Origin of the sequence: Geothrix paludis, from assembly GCF_022808815.1 — a bacterium.
Classification (GTDB): Bacteria; Acidobacteriota; Holophagae; order Holophagales; family Holophagaceae; genus Geothrix; species Geothrix paludis.
In genome coordinates, this window is sequence record NZ_JAKZLC010000001.1 from 570892 (window position 1) to 588767 (window position 17876).

Annotated in this window: 14 protein-coding genes and 1 tRNA gene; 13 read left to right on the forward strand and 2 right to left on the reverse strand. The window is 68.9% G+C overall.

The genetic code is table 11. The annotated features are described in order from the left end of the window. Window positions 1-15 precede the first annotated feature (15 nt). The 9 genes from MLE64_RS02650 to dinB all read left to right on the forward strand — a co-directional run bounded on the left by MLE64_RS02650 (window position 16) and on the right by dinB (window position 10661). On the forward strand, window positions 16-1773 hold the full coding sequence (locus MLE64_RS02650; protein ID WP_243315546.1) for an L-lactate permease: 1758 nt from the start codon (window positions 16-18) through the stop codon (window positions 1771-1773). Window positions 1774-1869: 96 nt separating this feature from the next. Next, window positions 1870-4725, forward strand: coding sequence for an FAD-binding and (Fe-S)-binding domain-containing protein (locus tag MLE64_RS02655; protein WP_243315548.1), 2856 nt, complete (start codon window positions 1870-1872; stop codon window positions 4723-4725). After that, complete coding sequence (locus MLE64_RS15935; protein ID WP_243315550.1) at window positions 4722-5468, forward strand: (Fe-S)-binding protein; 747 nt, start codon at window positions 4722-4724, stop codon at window positions 5466-5468. Before MLE64_RS02655 ends, MLE64_RS15935 begins: the two co-directional genes overlap by 4 nt. Further along, complete coding sequence (locus MLE64_RS02665) at window positions 5458-6891, forward strand: LutB/LldF family L-lactate oxidation iron-sulfur protein (protein ID WP_243315553.1); 1434 nt, start codon at window positions 5458-5460, stop codon at window positions 6889-6891. Before MLE64_RS15935 ends, MLE64_RS02665 begins: the two co-directional genes overlap by 11 nt. Further along, the gene (locus MLE64_RS02670) at window positions 6884-7546 is read left to right on the forward strand and encodes a LutC/YkgG family protein (protein WP_243315555.1); all 663 of its coding nucleotides are present in this window, start codon (window positions 6884-6886) and stop codon (window positions 7544-7546) included. Before MLE64_RS02665 ends, MLE64_RS02670 begins: the two co-directional genes overlap by 8 nt. Window positions 7547-7582: 36 nt before the next feature. After that, window positions 7583-7659, forward strand: a tRNA-Met gene (locus tag MLE64_RS02675). A 246-nt stretch (window positions 7660-7905) separates the two neighbouring features. Continuing rightward, window positions 7906-8892 carry an aldo/keto reductase gene (locus MLE64_RS02680; protein WP_243315557.1) on the forward strand — a complete coding sequence of 329 codons (987 nt, stop codon included), beginning with the start codon at window positions 7906-7908 and terminating at the stop codon, window positions 8890-8892. Window positions 8893-8972: 80 nt separating this feature from the next. Further along, the gene (locus tag MLE64_RS02685) at window positions 8973-9449 is read left to right on the forward strand and encodes a nuclear transport factor 2 family protein (protein WP_243315559.1); all 477 of its coding nucleotides are present in this window, start codon (window positions 8973-8975) and stop codon (window positions 9447-9449) included. Window positions 9450-9494: 45 nt separating this feature from the next. Beyond that, window positions 9495-10661 (forward strand): DNA polymerase IV, encoded by a 1167-nt coding sequence (gene dinB / locus MLE64_RS02690; RefSeq protein ID WP_243315569.1) that lies wholly within the window; start codon window positions 9495-9497, stop codon window positions 10659-10661. A 7-nt stretch (window positions 10662-10668) separates the two neighbouring features. On the opposite strand, the gene MLE64_RS02695 is transcribed toward dinB, so the two are convergent. Next, on the reverse strand, window positions 10669-13215 hold the full coding sequence (locus tag MLE64_RS02695) for a ligand-binding sensor domain-containing protein (protein ID WP_243315572.1): 2547 nt from the start codon (window positions 13213-13215) through the stop codon (window positions 10669-10671). A gap of 66 nt (window positions 13216-13281) precedes the next feature. After that, window positions 13282-14391, reverse strand: coding sequence for an N-acetyl-alpha-D-glucosaminyl L-malate synthase BshA (bshA, locus tag MLE64_RS02700; protein WP_243315573.1), 1110 nt, complete (start codon window positions 14389-14391; stop codon window positions 13282-13284). A 50-nt stretch (window positions 14392-14441) separates the two neighbouring features. Here bshA and MLE64_RS02705 point away from each other — a divergent pair, with 50 nt between their 5' ends. Genes MLE64_RS02705 through MLE64_RS02720 form a run of 4 tightly spaced genes read left to right on the forward strand, consistent with a single transcriptional unit; the run spans window position 14442 to window position 17872 of the window. Continuing rightward, complete coding sequence (locus tag MLE64_RS02705) at window positions 14442-14699, forward strand: YggT family protein (RefSeq protein ID WP_243286192.1); 258 nt, start codon at window positions 14442-14444, stop codon at window positions 14697-14699. A gap of 8 nt (window positions 14700-14707) precedes the next feature. Further along, the gene (locus MLE64_RS02710; protein ID WP_243315575.1) at window positions 14708-15259 is read left to right on the forward strand and encodes a DivIVA domain-containing protein; all 552 of its coding nucleotides are present in this window, start codon (window positions 14708-14710) and stop codon (window positions 15257-15259) included. 57 nt (window positions 15260-15316) lie between these two features. Beyond that, entirely contained in the window at window positions 15317-16489 is a 1173-nt protein-coding gene (locus MLE64_RS02715; RefSeq protein WP_243315577.1) for a thiolase family protein, read from the forward strand. A gap of 48 nt (window positions 16490-16537) precedes the next feature. Next, on the forward strand, window positions 16538-17872 hold the full coding sequence (locus MLE64_RS02720) for a DUF2252 domain-containing protein (RefSeq protein ID WP_243315579.1): 1335 nt from the start codon (window positions 16538-16540) through the stop codon (window positions 17870-17872). Window positions 17873-17876: the final 4 nt, after the last annotated feature.

The window sequence follows — 17876 nt, forward strand, 5'->3', positions numbered from 1 at the left end:
ATCCCTGGAGGCAGCATGACCCCCTGGACCCAAGTCTATTCCCCGGTAGCGGGGAATATCTTTCTCTCCGCACTGGTGGCCGCGTTGCCGGTCTTCGTCCTGCTGGGCTTTCTGGCCAAGCACGTGAAGGCCCATTATTCGGCCATCCTGGGCCTCCTCACCTGTTACGTGGTGGCCGTCCTCGTCTACCGCATGCCTGCGAGCATGGCGGGCATGGCCGCGGTGCACGGCGCCCTCTACGGCCTGCTCCCCATCGGCTGGATCGTGCTCAACGCCATCTTCATCTATGACATCACGGTGAAATCCGGCGATTTCGAAGTGGTGAAGCACTCCATCGCCGGCCTGGCGGCCGACCGGCGAATCCAGGCCCTGCTGATCGCCTTCAGCTTCGGCGCCTTCATCGAGGGTGCGGCCGGCTTCGGAACGCCCGTGGCGATATCCGCGGCCATGCTGATCGGCCTGGGCTTCCGTCCCCTCCAGGCCGCCGGCATCGCCCTCATCGGCAACACGGCCCCCGTGGCCTACGGCGCCCTGGGCAGCCCGCTCCTCGCCCTCGCCGGCGTGACCGGCCTGCCGCTCGAGATGCTGAGCGCCGCCGCGGGCCGCATCCTGCCCTTCTTCTCGCTGATCGTGCCCTTCTGGATCATCTGGACCATGGCCGGGCGCAAGGCGATGCTGGAAGTCTGGCCGGCCTGCCTCGTGGCCGGCGGCAGCTTCGCCATCACCCAGTTCCTGGTGAGCAACTTCCACGGCCCCTGGCTGGTGGACATCATCGGCGCCATCGTATCCATGGTCGCCCTGGTCCTGTTCCTCAAGGTCTGGCAGCCCAAGACCATCTGGCGCTATGAGCACGAGCGCGAGGAGGCCCACGAGTCCGGCCCGAGCCACAGCACCGGGAAGGTCGTGAAGGCCTGGATGCCCTGGGTGTTCCTGTCCCTGTTCGTGTTCGCCTGGGGCACCCCCCACGTGAAGACCTTCCTCAACGGCGGCACCAAGGACAAGCCGAACTTCCTCTACGGCTACACCGTCAAGAACATCGAGATCCCCCTGCTCCACAACAACGTCCAGAAGGCTCCCCCCGTCGTGGCCAAGGTCTCCAAGGAGCCCGCCGTCTGGACCTTCAACTGGCTCTCCCTCACGGGCACCAGCCTCCTCCTCGCCGGCATCTGCAGCGGCCTGCTGGCCGGGTTCGGCCCCGTGGAACTGCTCAAGATCTTCGGCAAGACGGTCGCCCGCGTGAAGATCTCCCTGCTCACCATCGCGGCCATGCTGGCCCTGGGCTTCACCTCCAAGGCGGCGGGCCTGGACGCCACCATGGGCTTGGCATTCGCCAGCACCGGCGTCCTCTTCCCCTTCTTCAGCGCCATGCTGGGCTGGCTGGGCGTGGCCCTGACGGGCAGCGACACCTCATCCAACGTGCTGTTCGGCGGCCTCCAGAAGATCACCGCCCAGCAGCTGGGCCTGAATCCCATCCTCACCGCCGCGGCCAACACCACCGGCGGCGTCATGGGCAAGATGATCGACGCCCAGAGCCTCGTGGTGGCCTCCGTCGCCACCAACCAGCAGGGCGAGGAAGGCACCATCCTCCGCTACGTGTTCTTCCACAGCCTGGCCCTGGCGGCCATGGTCGGCGTCGTGATCTTCCTCTACGCGAAGGTGCTGCCCGCCAACTGGATGCCCCAGCTGCCTCCGGCCCCTGCCGCCGTGACCGCGCCTGCTCCGGCGGCCCCGGCCGCTCCGGCCACCCTGCCCGCCCCCGCCCCTGCCAAGTAGGCCGGGCGGCATCTTGACGTAAGACCCGGGTCCCGCCGCGCCCAGCAGGCCGGCGGGACCTTTTTCCGCGATACCCCGACCCAGAGGATGTTTCTCATGAGTACCGCCACCGCCACTTCCCTGAGGGATTCCCTCGTCTCCATCGTCGGGCCGGACCGCGTGCTCGACCGCCCCGTGGACCTGATCGCCTTCGCCGCCGACGCGAGCTTCTACCGTCTCATCCCCAAGGCGGTGGTCTTCGCGGCCGATGTGGAAGAGGTCAAGTCCCTGTTCCGCGTCAGCCACGAAACCCGCACCCCCATGACGTTCCGGGCGGCGGGCACCAGCCTCTCCGGCCAGTCCGTCTCCGACGGCATCCTGGTGGAAGTGGCCCGCAACTGGCGCGGCATCCAGGTGTTGGAAGGCGGCGCCAAGGTGAAGGTGCAGCCCGGCGTCATCGGCGCTCACGTCAACCACGCCCTGCGGATGTTCCGCGCGAAGATGGGCCCCGATCCCGCCTCCATCAACACCTGCACCGTGGGCGGCATCCTCAACAACAACTCCAGCGGCATGTGCTGTGGCGTGGTGCAGAACGCCTACCACACGCTGGAGTCCCTGACCTTCGTGCTTCCTTCCGGCACGGTGATCGACACGGCCGCGCCCGATGCCGACCAGCGCTTCCGCGAGGCCGAACCGGCCCTGGCCGAGGGTCTGCTGAAGCTGAAGGCCGAGATCGAGGCGAACCGCCCCCTGGCCGAGCGCATCCGGGCCAAGTACCGGATGAAGAACACCACCGGCTACTCGCTGAACGCCTTCATCGACTTCGACCGCCCCGTGGACATCTTCCGGAACGTGCTCGTGGGCTCCGAGGGCACCCTGGCTTTCATCGCCGAGGCCGTGCTGAACACCGTCCCCGATCTCCCGGTCAAGGTGACGGGCTTCCTCATCTTCCCCGACCTGCATGCGGCCTGCGCGGCCATCGTGCCCCTGCGCGACGCCGGCGCCGCGGCCCTGGAGCTGCTGGACCGCGCCTCGCTGCGCTCCGTGGAGAACCAGGCCGGCGTGCCCCCCACCATCCAGACCCTGCCCGAGGGCGCTGCCGCGCTGCTGGTGGAGTTCCAGGGCAAGGACGAGTCCGCCCGGGCTGAGCTGGAGCGTCTGGCCCTGGACGCCGCCGCCAACCTGACGCTGCTGGAGCCCGCCCGCTTCACCCACGACCCCGTGGAGCAGGCCCTCATGTGGAAGATCCGCTCGGGCACCTTCCCCTCCGTAGGCGCTGTGCGCCAGCGCGGCACCACGGTGCTCATCGAGGACGTGGCCTTCCCCATCGAGAAGCTGGCGGACGCCGCCGTGGACCTCACGAAGCTCTTCGCCAAGCACCGCTATGACGAGGCCATCCTCTTCGGCCACGCCAAGGACGGGAACCTGCACTTCGTCATCACCCAGTCTTTCAACGACCAGGCCGCCGTGGACCGCTATTCCGCCCTCATCGACGACGTGGTGGAGCTGGTGGTCAAGAAATACGACGGCGCCCTCAAGGCCGAGCACGGCACGGGCCGCAACATGGCGCCCTTCGTGGAGGCCGAGTGGGGTCCCGAGGCCAAGGGCGTCATGGAGCGCCTGAAGGACCTGGTGGATCCAGCCCGGCTCTTGAACCCCGGAGTCATCCTCAACGCCGATCCCCACTGCCACCTGTCCAACCTCAAGCCCATGCCCGGCGTAGAGGAGGAAGTCGACAAGTGCATCGAGTGCGGCTACTGCGAGCCCAAGTGCCCCAGCCGCGAGCTGACCCTCACGCCCCGGCAGCGCATCGTGGTGCGCCGCGAGATGGCCCGCCTCGAGGGCAACCGCGAGAACCCCGCCCTGCTCTCCTCGCTCCAGGAGGCCTTCCCCTACATGGCGCTGGAAACCTGCGCCACGGACGGTCTCTGCGCCACGGCTTGCCCCGTGGGCATCGACACCGGCCAGCTCACCAAGCGCTTCCGCCGCGCCAGCCACAGCCGCCGGGCCCAGAAGATCGCCCTGTCCGTGGCCCGCAATTTCGCCACCGTGGAGCCGGCCATGCGCCTGGCGCTCCGGTCGGGCCACCTGGTGCAGAGCATCTTCGGCCCCAAGGCTATGCCCTTCATCACCCGGATCATGAAAGCCTTCGGTGCCTCCCACCAGTGGAGCCCGGAGATGCCCAAGCCGGCCAAAGCACCCCTGCCCTCCACCTCCCTGGAAGGGGCGCAGGCCATCTACTTCCCCGCCTGCCTCTCCCGCATGATGGGCCACCTGCCCGGCGAGCCCGAGGAGATGAGCCTGGTGGAAGCCCTGGTGAAGGTGTCCCAGCGGGCCGGTTATCCGGTCCACATCCCCTTCGACGTGGAAGGGACCTGCTGCGGCGTGCCGTTCTCCTCCAAGGGCTATGACGAGGCCCACCGCTACACGATCAACCGCACCATCGAGAAGTTCTGGGAGTGGAGCCAGCAGGGCCGCCTGGCCATCGTCATGGACACCAGCCCCTGCACCTATGGCGTGCTCACCAGCCGCGGCTACCTCACGCCCGAGAACCAGGCGAAGTTCGACAAGCTGAAGATCCTCGACAGCCCCTCCTTCGCCAATGACGTGCTGCTGCCCCGCTTGCGGGTGACGAAGAAGGTCGACTCGGTGGTCCTCCACCCGGTGTGCTCCATCACCAAGATGAATCTCCTGCCCAAGCTGGAGGGGGTCGCCAAGGCCTGCGCGGATAACGTGCTGGTGCCGCGCGATGCCGGCTGCTGTGGCTTCGCCGGGGACCGCGGCTTCACCCATGCGGAGCTGACGGCCTCGGCCACCAAGCACGAGGCGCGGGAGGTCAAGGCGCAGGCCTTCGACGGCTACTACGCCAGTAGCCGCACCTGCGAGGTGGGCATGACCCGATCCACGGGCCAGGTGTATCGTAGCTTCCTGTACCTTCTCGAATCCGCCACCCGACCGGAGGCCTCCAAGTGAACGGTACCAAGCCTAAGAGGGTCTACTTCTACGGCACCTGCCTCGTGGACCTGTTCTTCCCCGACGCGGGCATGGCCGGCATCCAGCTCCTGCGCCGGGCCGGTGTGGAGGTCGTCTTCCCCGACGGCCAGACCTGCTGTGGCCAGCCTGCCTTCAACTGCGGCTACTTCGAGGAGGCCCGGGAGGTGGCCCGCACCCAGGTGGCCCTCTTCCCCGAGGACCTGCCCGTCATCCTGCCCTCCGGCAGTTGCGCGGGCATGATGAAGGTCCACTACCCCGAGCTGTTCCACGGCCAGCCCGACGAGGCCAAGGTCCGCGCCTTCAGCGCCCGGGTCTACGAGCTGACCCAGTTCCTGGTGGACGTGCTGGACGTGAAGCTGCAGGACCTGGGCGAGCCCGTGAAGGTCACCTGGCACAGCTCCTGTCATGCCGTGCGCGACCTGGGCCTGAAGGGCGAGCCCCAGGCCCTCATCGGCCAGCTCGCGAACGTGGAGCTGGCGCCCCTCGCCCGGGAATACGAGTGCTGCGGCTTCGGCGGCACCTTCTCCGTGCGCCATCCGGAAGTCTCCGGGGCCATGGTCGCGGACAAGATCGCCGATGCCACCGCCACCGGAGCCTCCGTCGTCCTATCCACGGACGGCGGCTGCCTGATGAACGTGAACGGCGCGCTGGAGGCCAAGAGCAGCAAGCTCAAGGTCCAGCACATCGCCGAATTCCTGTGGGAGCGCACCCGTGCACGCTGAGAACGAAATCCATTTCAGGGATGCCGCCGCCAAGGCCCTGCAGGACCCCCAGCTCCGGGCCAACTTCCGTCGCGCCATGGACGGCCTCATCACCAAGCGCAAGGCCCAGTTCCCCGACCCGCGGGACCTGCAGGACCTGCGCGACCTCAGCACGGCCATCCGCTCCCGCAGCCTCCTCTGTCTGCCGGAGCTGCTGGAGCAGCTGGAGGCCAGCTGCTCCAAGAACGGCATCAAGGTGCACTGGGCCGAGACCTGCGAGCAGGCCAACGAGCTGATCCTCGGCCTGCTCCAGGCCCGCGGCGCCAAGACCATGGTCAAGGGCAAGAGCATGGTCTCCGAGGAGATGCACCTCAACGCATTCCTGGAGAAGCACGGCATCGAGGCGCTGGAGTCCGACCTGGGCGAGTACATCATCCAGCTCGACGGCGAAACGCCCAGCCACATCATCATGCCGGCCATCCACAAGAACAAAGACCAGATCGCCCGGCAGTTCAGCCAGAAGATCAAAGACGCGAAGTACACCGAGGATGTGGACGAGCTCACAGCCATGGCCCGGAAGGTGCTGCGCGAGAAGTTCCTGAACGCCGACGCCGGCCTCTCCGGCGTGAACTTCGCCGTGGCGGAGACGGGGACACTGTGCCTGGTGGAGAACGAGGGCAACGGCCGCATGAGCACCCACGTGCCCCCCATCCACATCGCCGTCATGGGCCTGGAGAAGGTGGTGGCGCGGCTCGAGGACGTGGCCCCGCTCTATTCGATCCTCACCCGGTCGGCCACGGGCCAGGCCGTGAGCACCTACTTCAACCTCATCACCGGCCCCCGCGGCGCGGAGGAGAAGGACGGCCCCCAGGAAGTCCACCTGGTCATCCTGGACAACGGCCGGTCGCGGATCTACGCGGATCCCCAGCTGCGGGCCACGCTGCGCTGCATCCGCTGCGGCGCCTGCATGAACCACTGCCCCGTCTACACCCGCGTGGGCGGCCACGCCTACGAGGCCATCTACCCCGGTCCCATCGGCAAGATCCTCACACCACAGATGGAAGGCGTGGGCGTGCGCCACGACCTCATCCACGGCTCCAGCCTCTGCGGCGCCTGCGGCGAGGTCTGCCCGGTGGAGATCCCCATCCCCGAGATCCTGGTGCGCCTGCGCCGGGAAGCGACCCACGAGGACCTGGGCTCGAAGGTGGCTGGCAAGGGGACGGGTCGCACGGCCACCGAGGACTGGGCCTGGCGCCTGTGGGCCGGCGTGATCAAGCGCCCGGGTCTGTACCGGGTCGCCACCTGGTTCGCCACGCGCTTCGGGAAGGCCCTGCCCGCCAACGCGCCCCTGATCAGGAACTGGACCCAGTCCCGCACCAAACCCGTTCCGGCCCGCCGTTCGCTGAGCGAGCGCATGCGCGCCGAGGGAGTCCCCCATGAGTGATCCCCGCACCGCCATCCTCGGCCGCCTCCGCGCCTCCGGCGATTCAGGCCCCCTGCCCGACCTGGACACCGCCGTCCTCGAGCGCCGGCAGTGGCCCGCAGCCCAGCGCCCCGCCCAGCTCCGCAAGGGCATGGAAGCGGTCCATACGGAGTTCCTGGAAGCCACCCCCGCGGACTGGCCAGCCGTCGTCCGCGCCTTCTGCGAGCGCGAAGGTCTGAAGAACCTTCTATATGGCCCCGCCAGCGAGGCAGGCGCCGCCCTGGCCGCCGCCTGGCCCGTCGGCGGGCCGGCGCTGAAGCCCTACGACCGCCCCGTGGAGGCCTTCAAGGAGGAACTGTTCAACGGCGTGGATGCCGGCTTCACCGGCACCGTGGGCGGCGTGGCCGAAACAGGCGGCCTCCTGCTGATGCCCGGACCCGCGGAACCGCGGCTCATGTCCCTGGTGCCGCCCATCCACATCGCCCTGCTGCGCGCCTCCACCATCCACGACACCTTCTGGTCCGCCGTGAAGGCCTTGGGTTGGGGCCGGTCTCTGCCCCCCAACGCCCTGATGATCTCCGGTCCCAGCAAGACCGCCGACATCGAGCAGACCCTCGCCTACGGCGTCCACGGCCCCAAGCGCCTCATCGTGGTGCTCGTGGACGATCTGGCGTAGACGCAAGCCCACCCTCGCGCTACACTGCTCCTTCATGGCTGGGTAGCTCAGGTGGTTAGAGCGAGGGTCTCATAATCCCTAGGTCGGCAGTTCGAGTCTGCCTCCAGCCACCACCAAGAAGATCGGAGCCAGGGCTCCGATCTTCTTCTGTACGCCCGGCAGGGAAGCAGACTCGGGCTGCCGAGAAGCAGTGGTGGCCAGGTAGCCCATGGCGAGCAAGGCCCCAGTGGGGCCTGCGCAGCGTACATGGGCGTGGCCAGCCACGCGCCAGTTCGAGCCTGCCCGATGGGTCGCCTCCACTCTTTCCCACAGGCGGATAATGGCCACGAAGGCTTCGCGCACTCATCCCGGAGGCCCCCATGAAGACCCGAACCCTCGGCCACTCCAACCTGACCGTCTCCTCCCTCGGCCTCGGCTGCATGGGCATGAGCGAGTTCTACAAGGGCGCCACGGAGACGGAATCCGTGGCCACCATCCACCACGCTCTGGACTGCGGCCTCAACTTTCTCGACACCGCCGACATGTACGGCCCCTTCAAGAACGAGGAGTTGGTGAGCCGGGCCATCAAGGATCGGCGGCAGCAGGTGGTGCTGGCCACCAAGTTCGGCAACGTGCGGGGCGAGGACGGCAGCTTCCGGGGCGTGAGCGGCCGGCCCGACTACGTCCGCGCCTGCTGCGACGCCTCCCTCAAGCGCCTGGGCGTGGACCACATCGACCTCTACTACCAGCACCGGGTGGACCGCACCGTGCCCATCGAGGAGACCGTCGGGGCCATGGCCGACCTTGTGAAGGCCGGCAAGGTGCGGTTCCTCGGCCTGTCTGAGGCCGCCCCAGCCACCATCCGCCGCGCCCACGCTGTCCATCCCATCACGGCCCTCCAGACGGAATACTCGCTCTGGAGCCGGGATCCCGAGGACGAGATCCTTCCCACGGTCCGCGACCTGGGCATCTCCTTCGTGGCCTACAGCCCGCTGGGCCGGGGCTTCCTCACGGCCCGCTTCCGCACGCTGGAGGATCTTCCGGAAGGCGACTACCGCCGCAACGCACCACGATTCCAGGGTGAGAACTTCCAGAAGAACCTGGATCTGGTGGCGAAGATCGAGGGGCTCGCGCACCAGAAGGGTGTGAAGGCCTCGCAGCTGGCCCTGGCCTGGGTGCTGGCCCAGGGGAGGGACATCGTGCCCATCCCGGGCACCACCCGGCGCAGCCACCTGGATGAGAACCTGGCGGCCCTGGAGATCACCCTCTCGACCGCGGAACTGGCCCAGATCGAGGCGGTGGCGCCCAAGGGAGCGGCCGCCGGGCCGCGCTACCCGGAAGCCACCATGGCCCATGTGAACGGCTGACCCCGGATCGCTTTCGGGAACCAAATGGGACTCAACCTCATCGTTGTGATGCGGGTCTGTTCCGTCAACCGGAGGGCACCATGCCACGGGGCGCGTTGAAATCCTCACTGCTGCTCGTCGGGACCTTGGGCATGACCGAGGCCCCCGAGGAATCGACCTCCCTGCCCGCCGCGGTTTCGGTCCGGCCCGCCCCGCGGACGGATGGCATCGCTTCCGTGGTCCAGCAGTGGGCCACGGCTTGGCTCGAGGGGAACACGGAGGCGATGTTCGCCTGCCTTCATCCCTCGCTGGCCAAGCACATCCTGGGGATGGAGCCTGCCTCCAGCCGGGAGGCTCTCCAGCGGCTCATCGGTATCCAATCACTGCTCGGAAGGGCGGTCAGGGGCCATTTTTCTGAAGGCGACGTGAAGATCCTGGACATCCAGGGCCGCAGCGGGAGTGCCCGGATGGAGCTGGGCCCGTGGACCGCCTTCATCCACCTGGCGGCCCATCATGAAGGCTGGGCCATCGCGAACGTGCTCTGGGAATGGCGGAGCGGGGCCGCGCCCAGACGCTGACGGGTCGTCTTGGTCAACAGAGCCGATCCCGCCACACTGGATCGCATGGCTGAGACCCGGCTTCCCGTCGCCAGACGCATCGCCCACCTGGACATGGACGCCTTCTTCGCCTCGGTGGAGCTGCTGGAGCATCCTGAGCTGAGAGGCCTTCCCGTGGTGGTGGGTGGCAGGCGATCCGTGGCCGACGCGGAGGGTCGTTTCCCCAGGCTGAAGGAGTACGCGGGCCGGGGCGTGGTCACCACCGCCACCTACGAAGCCCGGGCCTTCGGAGTGCGAAGCGGCATGGGGCTCATGAAGGCGGCCGCGCTGGCGCCGGAGGCGATCCTCCTGCCCGCGCACTTCGAGGCCTATGCCCGGGCCTCGCGGGCCTTCAAGGCCGCCGTGGCGGAGGTGGCGCCCCTCATCGAGGACCGCGGGATCGATGAGATCTACATCGACCTCACGGAAGTTCCCGGCGACCCGCTCGAGCTGGCCCAGCGCCTCAAGGCGGCCGTCCGGCAGGCCACCAGCCTCACCTGCTCCATCGGGATCACGCCGAACAAGCTGCTGTCCAAGCTGGCCTCCGAATTCCAGAAGCCTGATGGCATCACCCTCCTCGGGTACGACGACATCCCCACGCGCATCTGGCCCCTGCCCTGCGCAGCTGTCAACGGCATCGGCCCCAAGGCCACCGCGAAGCTGGAGGGCCTCGGCATCCGCACCATCGGGGACCTCGCGAAGGCCGAACCCGCATGGTTGGTGGAGCACTTCGGGCGGAGCTACGGGACCTGGCTCCACGAGGCCGCGAACGGCCGGGATGACCGCCCCCTGGTGATCCTGCGGGAGCCCAAGTCCATCAGCCGGGAGACCACCTTCGAGCGGGACCTCCATCCCAGGCTGGACCGCGAAGCGCTCTCCCGCATCCTGTGCGACCTCTGCGAGCGGCTCGCGGGGGATCTGGGCCGCAAGGGCTACCTGGCCCAGAACGTGGGCATCAAGCTGCGCTTCGAGGACTTCACGACCGTCACCCGCGATCACGCCTTGCCGCATCCCGTGGCCGATGCGGCCGCCCTGCTGGAAGCCGCCCGGGGCAATCTCCGGCGCGTGACCCTGGACCGCCGGCTGAGGCTGCTGGGCATCCGCGCCGGCGCGCTGGTCAAGCCTGGCCAGCCCCTCATTCCGGAACCGGACCGTCCGGCCACGCCGGGCCTGTTCGATGCGCTCGAGCCGTGAGACCCGCTTATCCCGCTGAGGGCCTGTCCCCCGCATGCCGTTTTGCCTGGCGGCGCTCCGGGTACAGGGCATCGGCGCAATCGGGGCAGATGCCGTGCGTGAAATCGGCGTCGGAGTGGGCGCTGATGTAATGTTCCAGCTGGTTCCAGTAGCCCGTGTCATCGCGGATCTTCTTGCAGCTCGCACAGATGGGAAGCAGTCCCGAGAGCTGCTTCACCTGGCCCAGCGCCGTGGACAAGTCGGCGTTCCGGGCCTGGAGCTCGATGGTCCGCTTGGCCACCAGGGCCTCCAGCTCGGCCTTGCCCCGGGCCAGGGAGGCCACGCGCAGGCGGAGGATGAGGACGCCGAGCCCCAGGAAAGCCAATCCTCCCAGCCCCATGGCCCACCAAGTGCGCCACCAGGGCGGCCGGACACGGAAGTCGACGCCCACGACGGGCCCGAAGGCCCCATCCCCCTGGGCGGCCCGGACTTCGAAGCGATACTGGCCACCCGGCAGAGCGGGGTACCGAACGCGGGTGCCATCCACCTCCCGCCAGGCGTCCTCCAGCCCCTGGAGGCGCACCTGGAACCGGACCTGGGATTCATCGAGATAGGTGGGCGCCGCCACGCGGAAAGCCACCGTGGCCTCGCTCCGGGGGAATGGGGTGAGCCCGGCGAAGGGCGGCTCGGCCTGCCGGGCTCCATGGGTGATCTGGACGATGTGCGCCGTGGGCGGCACCACCGGCTGATCCGGCCCGACGTCGTAGCGCACCAGGCCGGCGGCGGTCCCCACCCAGATGCGCCCGCCTTCGGCCAGGAGGGCCTGGATGGCGCAATCCTCGCTGACCATGCCCTCCTGCCGGCCGATGTGCAGGGGCGGATCCACCCGGTCCAGTCCCTGGTCGGAGGTGGCCCAGGTCCGGCCCTGCGCATCCACCTCCACGGCGTAGAGGAGGTTGGAGTGGAGCCCCTGCCCCTTGACCCGCTGCTCCAGCACCGTCAAGCGCCCCTGGTCGATGCGGATCCGCGTGAGGCCCTGGGGCTCCTGGTAGTGCACCCAGGCGCTGCCGTCCGGAAGGAAGGCCAGGCCATAGAGCCCGAAGGGCTTCAACCCGTCGGCCTCGGTGAAGAGCTTCCAGGTTCCGGAGGGATCGCGGAGGTAGAGGCCCGCCGTGGAGGCGGCCCAAAGGCGGCCCTGGCCGTCCTCGCGGATGCGGAAGACCCCGAGCGGGGTGGTTCCACGCGGGGCGACTTCCTGGACGAGCCGTCGCGCCGCAGGATCCCAGCGGAGCACGCCCTGCCGGGCATGCCCCAGCCAGGTCCTTCCCTGGGAGTCGGTCATCACGGTGTTCACGGCGAATCCGAAATCGCCCAGAGGCGCGGTCTCCGCCTGGCGGCTGCCGGGATGGAGCCAGAGGGTGGGGCCGATGGTGCTGACCATCCAGAGGGTGCCTGCGCGGTCCATGGCCAGGCTCTTGATGCGGTGGCCCTCCGTGCCGGGGATCCGGGCCAGGCCCGCGGTCCCAACCCGCAAGGCCCCGTTGTCCGTGGCCGCCAGCAGGACACCCCGGACGTCCCGCGCGATGGACCAGACCACCTCGCCGGAGATCCCCGTTCCCAGGCTGTGGTTCCAGACCCGTCCCCCGCCCTGCAGCCGGGCCAGCGCCGTTCCGAGAATCCACAGCGTGCCCTCCCGATCGCGGAAGACGGTGCGGACCCACCGGAACGGCAGTCCTCCTGTGGCATCCAGCTGCGTGGTCTCCGTCCCCGACACGTGGAGGGCGCCGCCCTGGGTCGGCAGCCATACCGATCCGTCTGGATCGAGAAAAGGAATGCTGTTGGGAGAGAGGCTCGCCCCCAGGCGCCGGGACTCGTCGGTGAACCAGAGGCCCTCGGGCGCCTTCATGGCCAGGGACCGGCCCGACCCTGCCCAGATGCGGCCCGCCCCGTCCTCCACCACCATGGCGACGCCTGTGGCGGGGAGGCCGTGATCCGGCCCCCACTCGCGCTCCGACCCATCGGGCAGGAAGGCCTTGAGGCCGGCCTCTGTCCCCAGGTACACGGCGCCGCTGGGCCCGCCGCCGAGGGTGAAGACCCGTCCCTCCGGGCGCCCGGTCCGCTGGTGGAACCGGAGGCCTTCCTGTTCGACGAAGAGCCCCTGCCGGGTCAGGACCCAAAGGCGGCCGCCCTGTCCCAGAGCCAAGGCGTCCGCGACCGGGGGCTGGGCGGCCCCGTTGAGGGTGATGGTCTCGATGCGGCCTCCCCTGATCCTCACGAGGCCCCGGAGCGTGGCCACCCAGACCCCGCCGCCCGAGGCGGGGAGCACCCGGTGGATGAAGCCGGAGGGCAGGCCGTCCTCCCGTCCCCACCGGCGGCAGTGCCCCCCCTCGTAGCGGAGGAGAGCGCTCTCCGTCCCGACCCAGAGGAACCCGTCCGAATCCTGGGTCAGGCAGGTGATGGCGCCGGAGGGCAGGCCCTGGTCGGGGCCGAGCACCGCGAAGGGGAGGCGCCAGCCGTCCGCGGACAGGTGGAGCGCCCCCAGGGCCACCACCAGCAGGATCCGCAACCACGCCATGTCCACTCCCATTGCCATCCGACTGAACGGCATCCTCCACTCCGGACCTGATTCCAGGATTCAGGCTCAGACCTGGCCCAGCACCCGCCGGTAGAGGGCCTCGTACCGGTCCACGATGGGCCCCTCCGCGAAAGTGCCAAGCGCGCGCTCGCGGGCGGCGTCCCCCATCTTTCGGCGGAGGTTCTCATCGCGCAGAAGCTTCAGCGCGTCGGCGGCCATGGCCTCCACGTCCCCGACCGGTTCCAGGAAGCCGTCCACGCCGTGGCGCACCACTTCGGGCAGCCCCCCCACGCGGCTGGCGATCACCGGCACGCGATGCCCCATGGCCTCCAGGGCGGCCAGGCCGAAGCTCTCCGTGGCGCTGGGCAGCAGGAATAGATCCGAGCAGGCCAGGACGGTGCCGATGTCGAGCTGCTTGCCCGTGAACCGCACCTCGGCGGCAAAGCCGCGATCCCGGCAGTAGGCCTCGGCTTCCACGCGGTCGGGCCCGTCCCCCACCATCACCAGGCGGGCCGGGATCTCCCGACGGACGCGCTCGAAAACCTTGAGCACGTCCATCACGCGCTTCACGGCGCGGAAATTGGAGATGTGGGTCAGCACCGAGGTGGCCTTCGGCGCCAGCCAGGCCCGGCAATCCGGGCGTTCCTGGCCCGGGGGCTCGACGAAGTTCCCGATGACGTCGATCTCCCGCTCCACACCGAAGGTGCGGTAGGTCTCGTCCCGGAGGTATTCGGAGACGGCCGTCACGCCGTCGCTTTCCCGGATGGCCATGCGGACCATGGGCAGGTAGCTGGGATCGCTGCCGACCACCGTGATGTCCGTGCCGTGGAGGGTGGTCACGACCTTCAGGCCCGGGATGGCCATCCGCGCGAGGAGGGCCGCCATGGCGTGCGGAATGGCGTAGTGGGCGTGGATGATCTGCAGGCCATGGTGCTCGGCCACGTCCGCCATCTTGGAGCCCAGGGCGATGGAATAGGGGGCGTCCTCGAAGAGGGGGTAGGTGGTGGCCCGGACCTCATGGAAGCTGATGCGGTCTTCGAAACCCAGGAGGCGCGGCGGAACGCTGGGGCTGAGGATGTGCACCTCGTGCCCCCGGGCGGCAAGGGCCTTGCCCACTTCCGTGGCCACGACGCCGGAGCCGCCGAAGGTGCTGTAGCAGGAGATGCCGATGCGCATGTGGGACCCTCACTACCCGCTATGATGAACGGGTCCCGGGAATCCTGCCCATGCCTCTTCTGTTCTCCATCGCCTATTACGCCCTTGACGTGATGATCTACCTCCTTCTGGCGGTGGCCATCCTGTCCTGGTTCCCCATCGATCCCCGGAACCGGTGGATCCGACTGCTCCACACCCTCACCGACCCGATCCTGCACCCCATCCGGGCCCTTGTCCCATCCATCGGAGGGTTCAGCTTCGACATCCTGATCGCCGTGATCCTGCTGGGACTCATCCAGCGGGTCTTCCTGCGGGCCTTGGTCTCATGAGGTGAACCATGAAGTACACGCCCCTCGACATCCAGCGTCGGGAATTCGAGAAGGCCTTCCGCGGCATTGAGGAATCCGAAGTCCGGGCCTTCCTCCACGAGGTGGCCGCGGAATGGGAGGAGCTGCTGGCTGAGAACCAGAAGCTCAAGGAAGAGATCATCGACAACCGGGAGCGCCTGCGCCAGTACCAGGAGCAGGACCGCATCTTCCGGGAGACCCTGCTCCAGGCCCAGCGCACCCGCGAGGACGTGCTGGACGGCGCCAACCGCGAGAAGGAACTCATCCTGCGGGAAGCCCAGTTCAAGGCCGATGAGGTCATCCGGGAGGCCCAGCAGCATGTGGTGGAGCTCGAGGTTCAGATCCGCAACCTGAAGATGGAGCGCACCCGGTTCGTCCGGGAGGTGGAGACGCTCATGGAGCGGACCCGCCGGCACATCCAGGACGAGGCGCCGGACATCTACCTCGCCCCCCCGCCCACCCTGAAGCTCGAGGGGCTGGATCTCAGCTCCCTCGACGAGCCCGCCATTCCGCCCATCCGGCGCCCCAAGACCACAAATTAGCCCTCAGCCGATAGCCGACAGCTGATAGCTGACAGCTGACACCCCCCCGGAGTTCGCATGTCCCACGCGGTCATTCTCAAAGCCCTTCGCAGCCCCATCGGAAAGTTCCAGGGTGCACTGGCCCCCCTTGCGGCCCCGGATCTGGCCGCCCAGGTGGTGAAAGCGGTCCTGGCGGCCGCGCCGGGCGCGGAGCCCACCGAGGCGATTTTCGGGAATGTGGTGAGCGCCGGCGTGGGCCAGGCTCCGGCCCGTCAGGCGGCCCTGCGCGGCGGCCTGCCCTCCAGCATCTCGGCCCTCACCATCAACAAGGTCTGCGGCAGTGGCCTCAAGGCCATCCAACTCGCCGCCAATGCGGTGCGCCTCGGCGACCACGACGTGGTGCTCGCCGGTGGCATGGAGTCCATGTCCAACGCGCCCTATCTCATGCCCAAGCTCCGAGTCGGAGCCCGCATGGGCCACACGGAAGCCAAGGACGCCATGATCCTGGACGGCCTGTGGTGCGCCATGACGGACCAGCACATGGGCCACACGGGCGAGCTGGTGGCGTCCAAGTACGGCGTGGGCCGGGAGGCGCAGGATGCCTGGGCCGCCGAAAGCCACCGCAAAGCCGTGGCGGCGATCCAGTCCGGCGCCTTCAAGGCCGAGATTGTGCCCATCGCCGTGCCGGGCAAGAAAGGCGACATGATCGTGGCCGAGGACGAGGGTCCGCGCGCGGACACCACGCCCGAGACCCTGTCCAAGCTGCGCCCCGCCTTCAAGAAGGACGGCACGGTCACCGCCGGCAATGCCCCCAGCGTGAACGACGGCGCGGCGGCCGCTCTGGTGACGACCGAAAGCTACGCCAAGGCCCACGGCCTGCCCATCCAGGCGCGCATCCTTGGTGCCGCCACGGCCGGTCTGGACCCCGAGTGGGTGCTCATGGCGCCCGTGGAGGCCATCCGCAAGCTCCTGGCCCAGGTGGGCTGGAGTGTGGCGGACGTGGACCTCTGGGAGATCAATGAGGCCTTCGCCGTGCAGCTGGTGGCCACCATGAACGAGCTGAAGCTGTCGGCCGACCGCATCAACGTCCACGGCGGCGCCGTGGCGCTGGGCCACCCCATCGGCGCCAGCGGCGCCCGGGTCATGGCAACCCTCCTCCACGCCTTGGAACGCCACGGCAAGCAGCGCGGCGTGGCCGCCCTCTGCCTCGGCGGCGGGAACGCCATCGCCATGGCCGTGGAGCGCGTCTAGACACCACCTGCATCTGTGGCACAGTCGGTCTACGCTGAGGTGCCACCCATGCCCCTGCTGCCGCCCCGTCTCTCCCTGGCCGAACGTCGTGCCGCGGGCAAGGCCCTGCGGGATCGCCTCCCCCGCACCAGCCAGGGAGACTGGACGCCCCCCGGGGACCGCCCCGACCTGGTGGCCCGCCTGAAGGAAGCCAATGCCCGGCGCCTGCCGGACCTGCTGCCCCTCAAGTGGGGGCGGATGGCGGCCAGTCCCTTCGCCTTCTTCCGGGGCTCCGCGGCCCTCATGGCCGGGGACATCGCCGCCGGGGCGGTCACCGGCCTGACGGTCCAGATGTGCGGGGACGCCCACCTGCTGAATCTGGGCGCCTATGCGGCGCCGGATGGCCACCTGGTCTTCGACCTCAACGACTTCGACGAATCCATGCCGGGTCCCTGGGAATGGGACCTGAAGCGGCTTTGCGCCAGCGTGGTGCTGGGCGGCCGGGAGGCGGGCCAGTCGGAGAGGGACTGCCGCGCGGCGGTCCAGGAGCTGGTGCGGGCCTACCGCGAGAACCTGGCGCGGTTCGCCGAGATGAAGGGCTTGGACCTGGTCCGCTTCGAGGTGACGCCCCGGGACGGCGGCGCTGCGCTGGAGGGTGTGCTGGCCAAGGCCACGCGCGACACCCCGGACAAGCTTCTGGTCAAGGCCACCGAGGAGGATGGCCAGGGCGGCCGGCGGTTCCAGGTCCATCCTCCCCTGGTCCGTGCCCTGGCTCCGGAAGAGCAGGAGGATCTGCGATCGGGCCTCCCGGGCTATCGCGAGTCCGTTGTGCCCGGGCGCCGGCAGGTGCTGGAAGGCTATGTGCCCGTGGATGCGGCCTTCAAGGCCAGCGGCACGGGCAGCATCGGAACGACGTGCCTGCTGCTGCTCTGCCTGGGCCGCGACCTGGCAGATCCCCTCTTCCTCCAGCTGAAGTCCGAGGAACCCTCCGTGTGGGCTCCCTACCTTCCCGCAGCGGAGCCGGCCCCTCACCAGGGACGGCGGGCCGCACTGGGCCAGCATCGCGCCCAGACTTGGGTGGATCCGTTCCTGGGCTGGACGCACTTCGGGGATCAGGATTTTCTGGTGCGGCAATGGTCCGATCACAAGGCCGCCGTGGATGTCTCTGCCCTGAAGGGGACCGCCCTGGCCGATTATTCGGCCCTCTGCGGAGGCATCCTCGCCAAGGCCCATGCGCGCACGGGAGATGCCGCCATGCTGGCGGGTTACCTGGGCAATGCCGGGAAGCTGGACGAGGCCCTGGCCGGATTCGCCCGGGCCTACGCCGACCAGGCGACCCGGGACCACACGCGGTTCAAGGCGGCCATCGGATCCGGAGAACTGCCGGCCATGACAGATACTTAGACAG

Coding starts and splice junctions, on each gene's coding strand:
- MLE64_RS02655 (WP_243315548.1), top strand. CDS start 1,870: ATGAGTACCGCCACCGCCACTTCCCTGAGGGATTCCCTCGTCTCCATC.
- bshA (WP_243315573.1), bottom strand. CDS start 14,391: ATGCGCATCGGCATCTCCTGCTACAGCACCTTCGGCGGCTCCGGCGTC.
- MLE64_RS02685 (WP_243315559.1), top strand. CDS start 8,973: ATGCCACGGGGCGCGTTGAAATCCTCACTGCTGCTCGTCGGGACCTTG.
- MLE64_RS02705 (WP_243286192.1), top strand. CDS start 14,442: ATGCCTCTTCTGTTCTCCATCGCCTATTACGCCCTTGACGTGATGATC.
- MLE64_RS02650 (WP_243315546.1), top strand. CDS start 16: ATGACCCCCTGGACCCAAGTCTATTCCCCGGTAGCGGGGAATATCTTT.
- dinB (WP_243315569.1), top strand. CDS start 9,495: ATGGCTGAGACCCGGCTTCCCGTCGCCAGACGCATCGCCCACCTGGAC.
- MLE64_RS02715 (WP_243315577.1), top strand. CDS start 15,317: ATGTCCCACGCGGTCATTCTCAAAGCCCTTCGCAGCCCCATCGGAAAG.
- MLE64_RS02695 (WP_243315572.1), bottom strand. CDS start 13,215: ATGGCGTGGTTGCGGATCCTGCTGGTGGTGGCCCTGGGGGCGCTCCAC.
- MLE64_RS02710 (WP_243315575.1), top strand. CDS start 14,708: ATGAAGTACACGCCCCTCGACATCCAGCGTCGGGAATTCGAGAAGGCC.
- MLE64_RS02670 (WP_243315555.1), top strand. CDS start 6,884: ATGAGTGATCCCCGCACCGCCATCCTCGGCCGCCTCCGCGCCTCCGGC.
- MLE64_RS02720 (WP_243315579.1), top strand. CDS start 16,538: ATGCCCCTGCTGCCGCCCCGTCTCTCCCTGGCCGAACGTCGTGCCGCG.
- MLE64_RS02680 (WP_243315557.1), top strand. CDS start 7,906: ATGAAGACCCGAACCCTCGGCCACTCCAACCTGACCGTCTCCTCCCTC.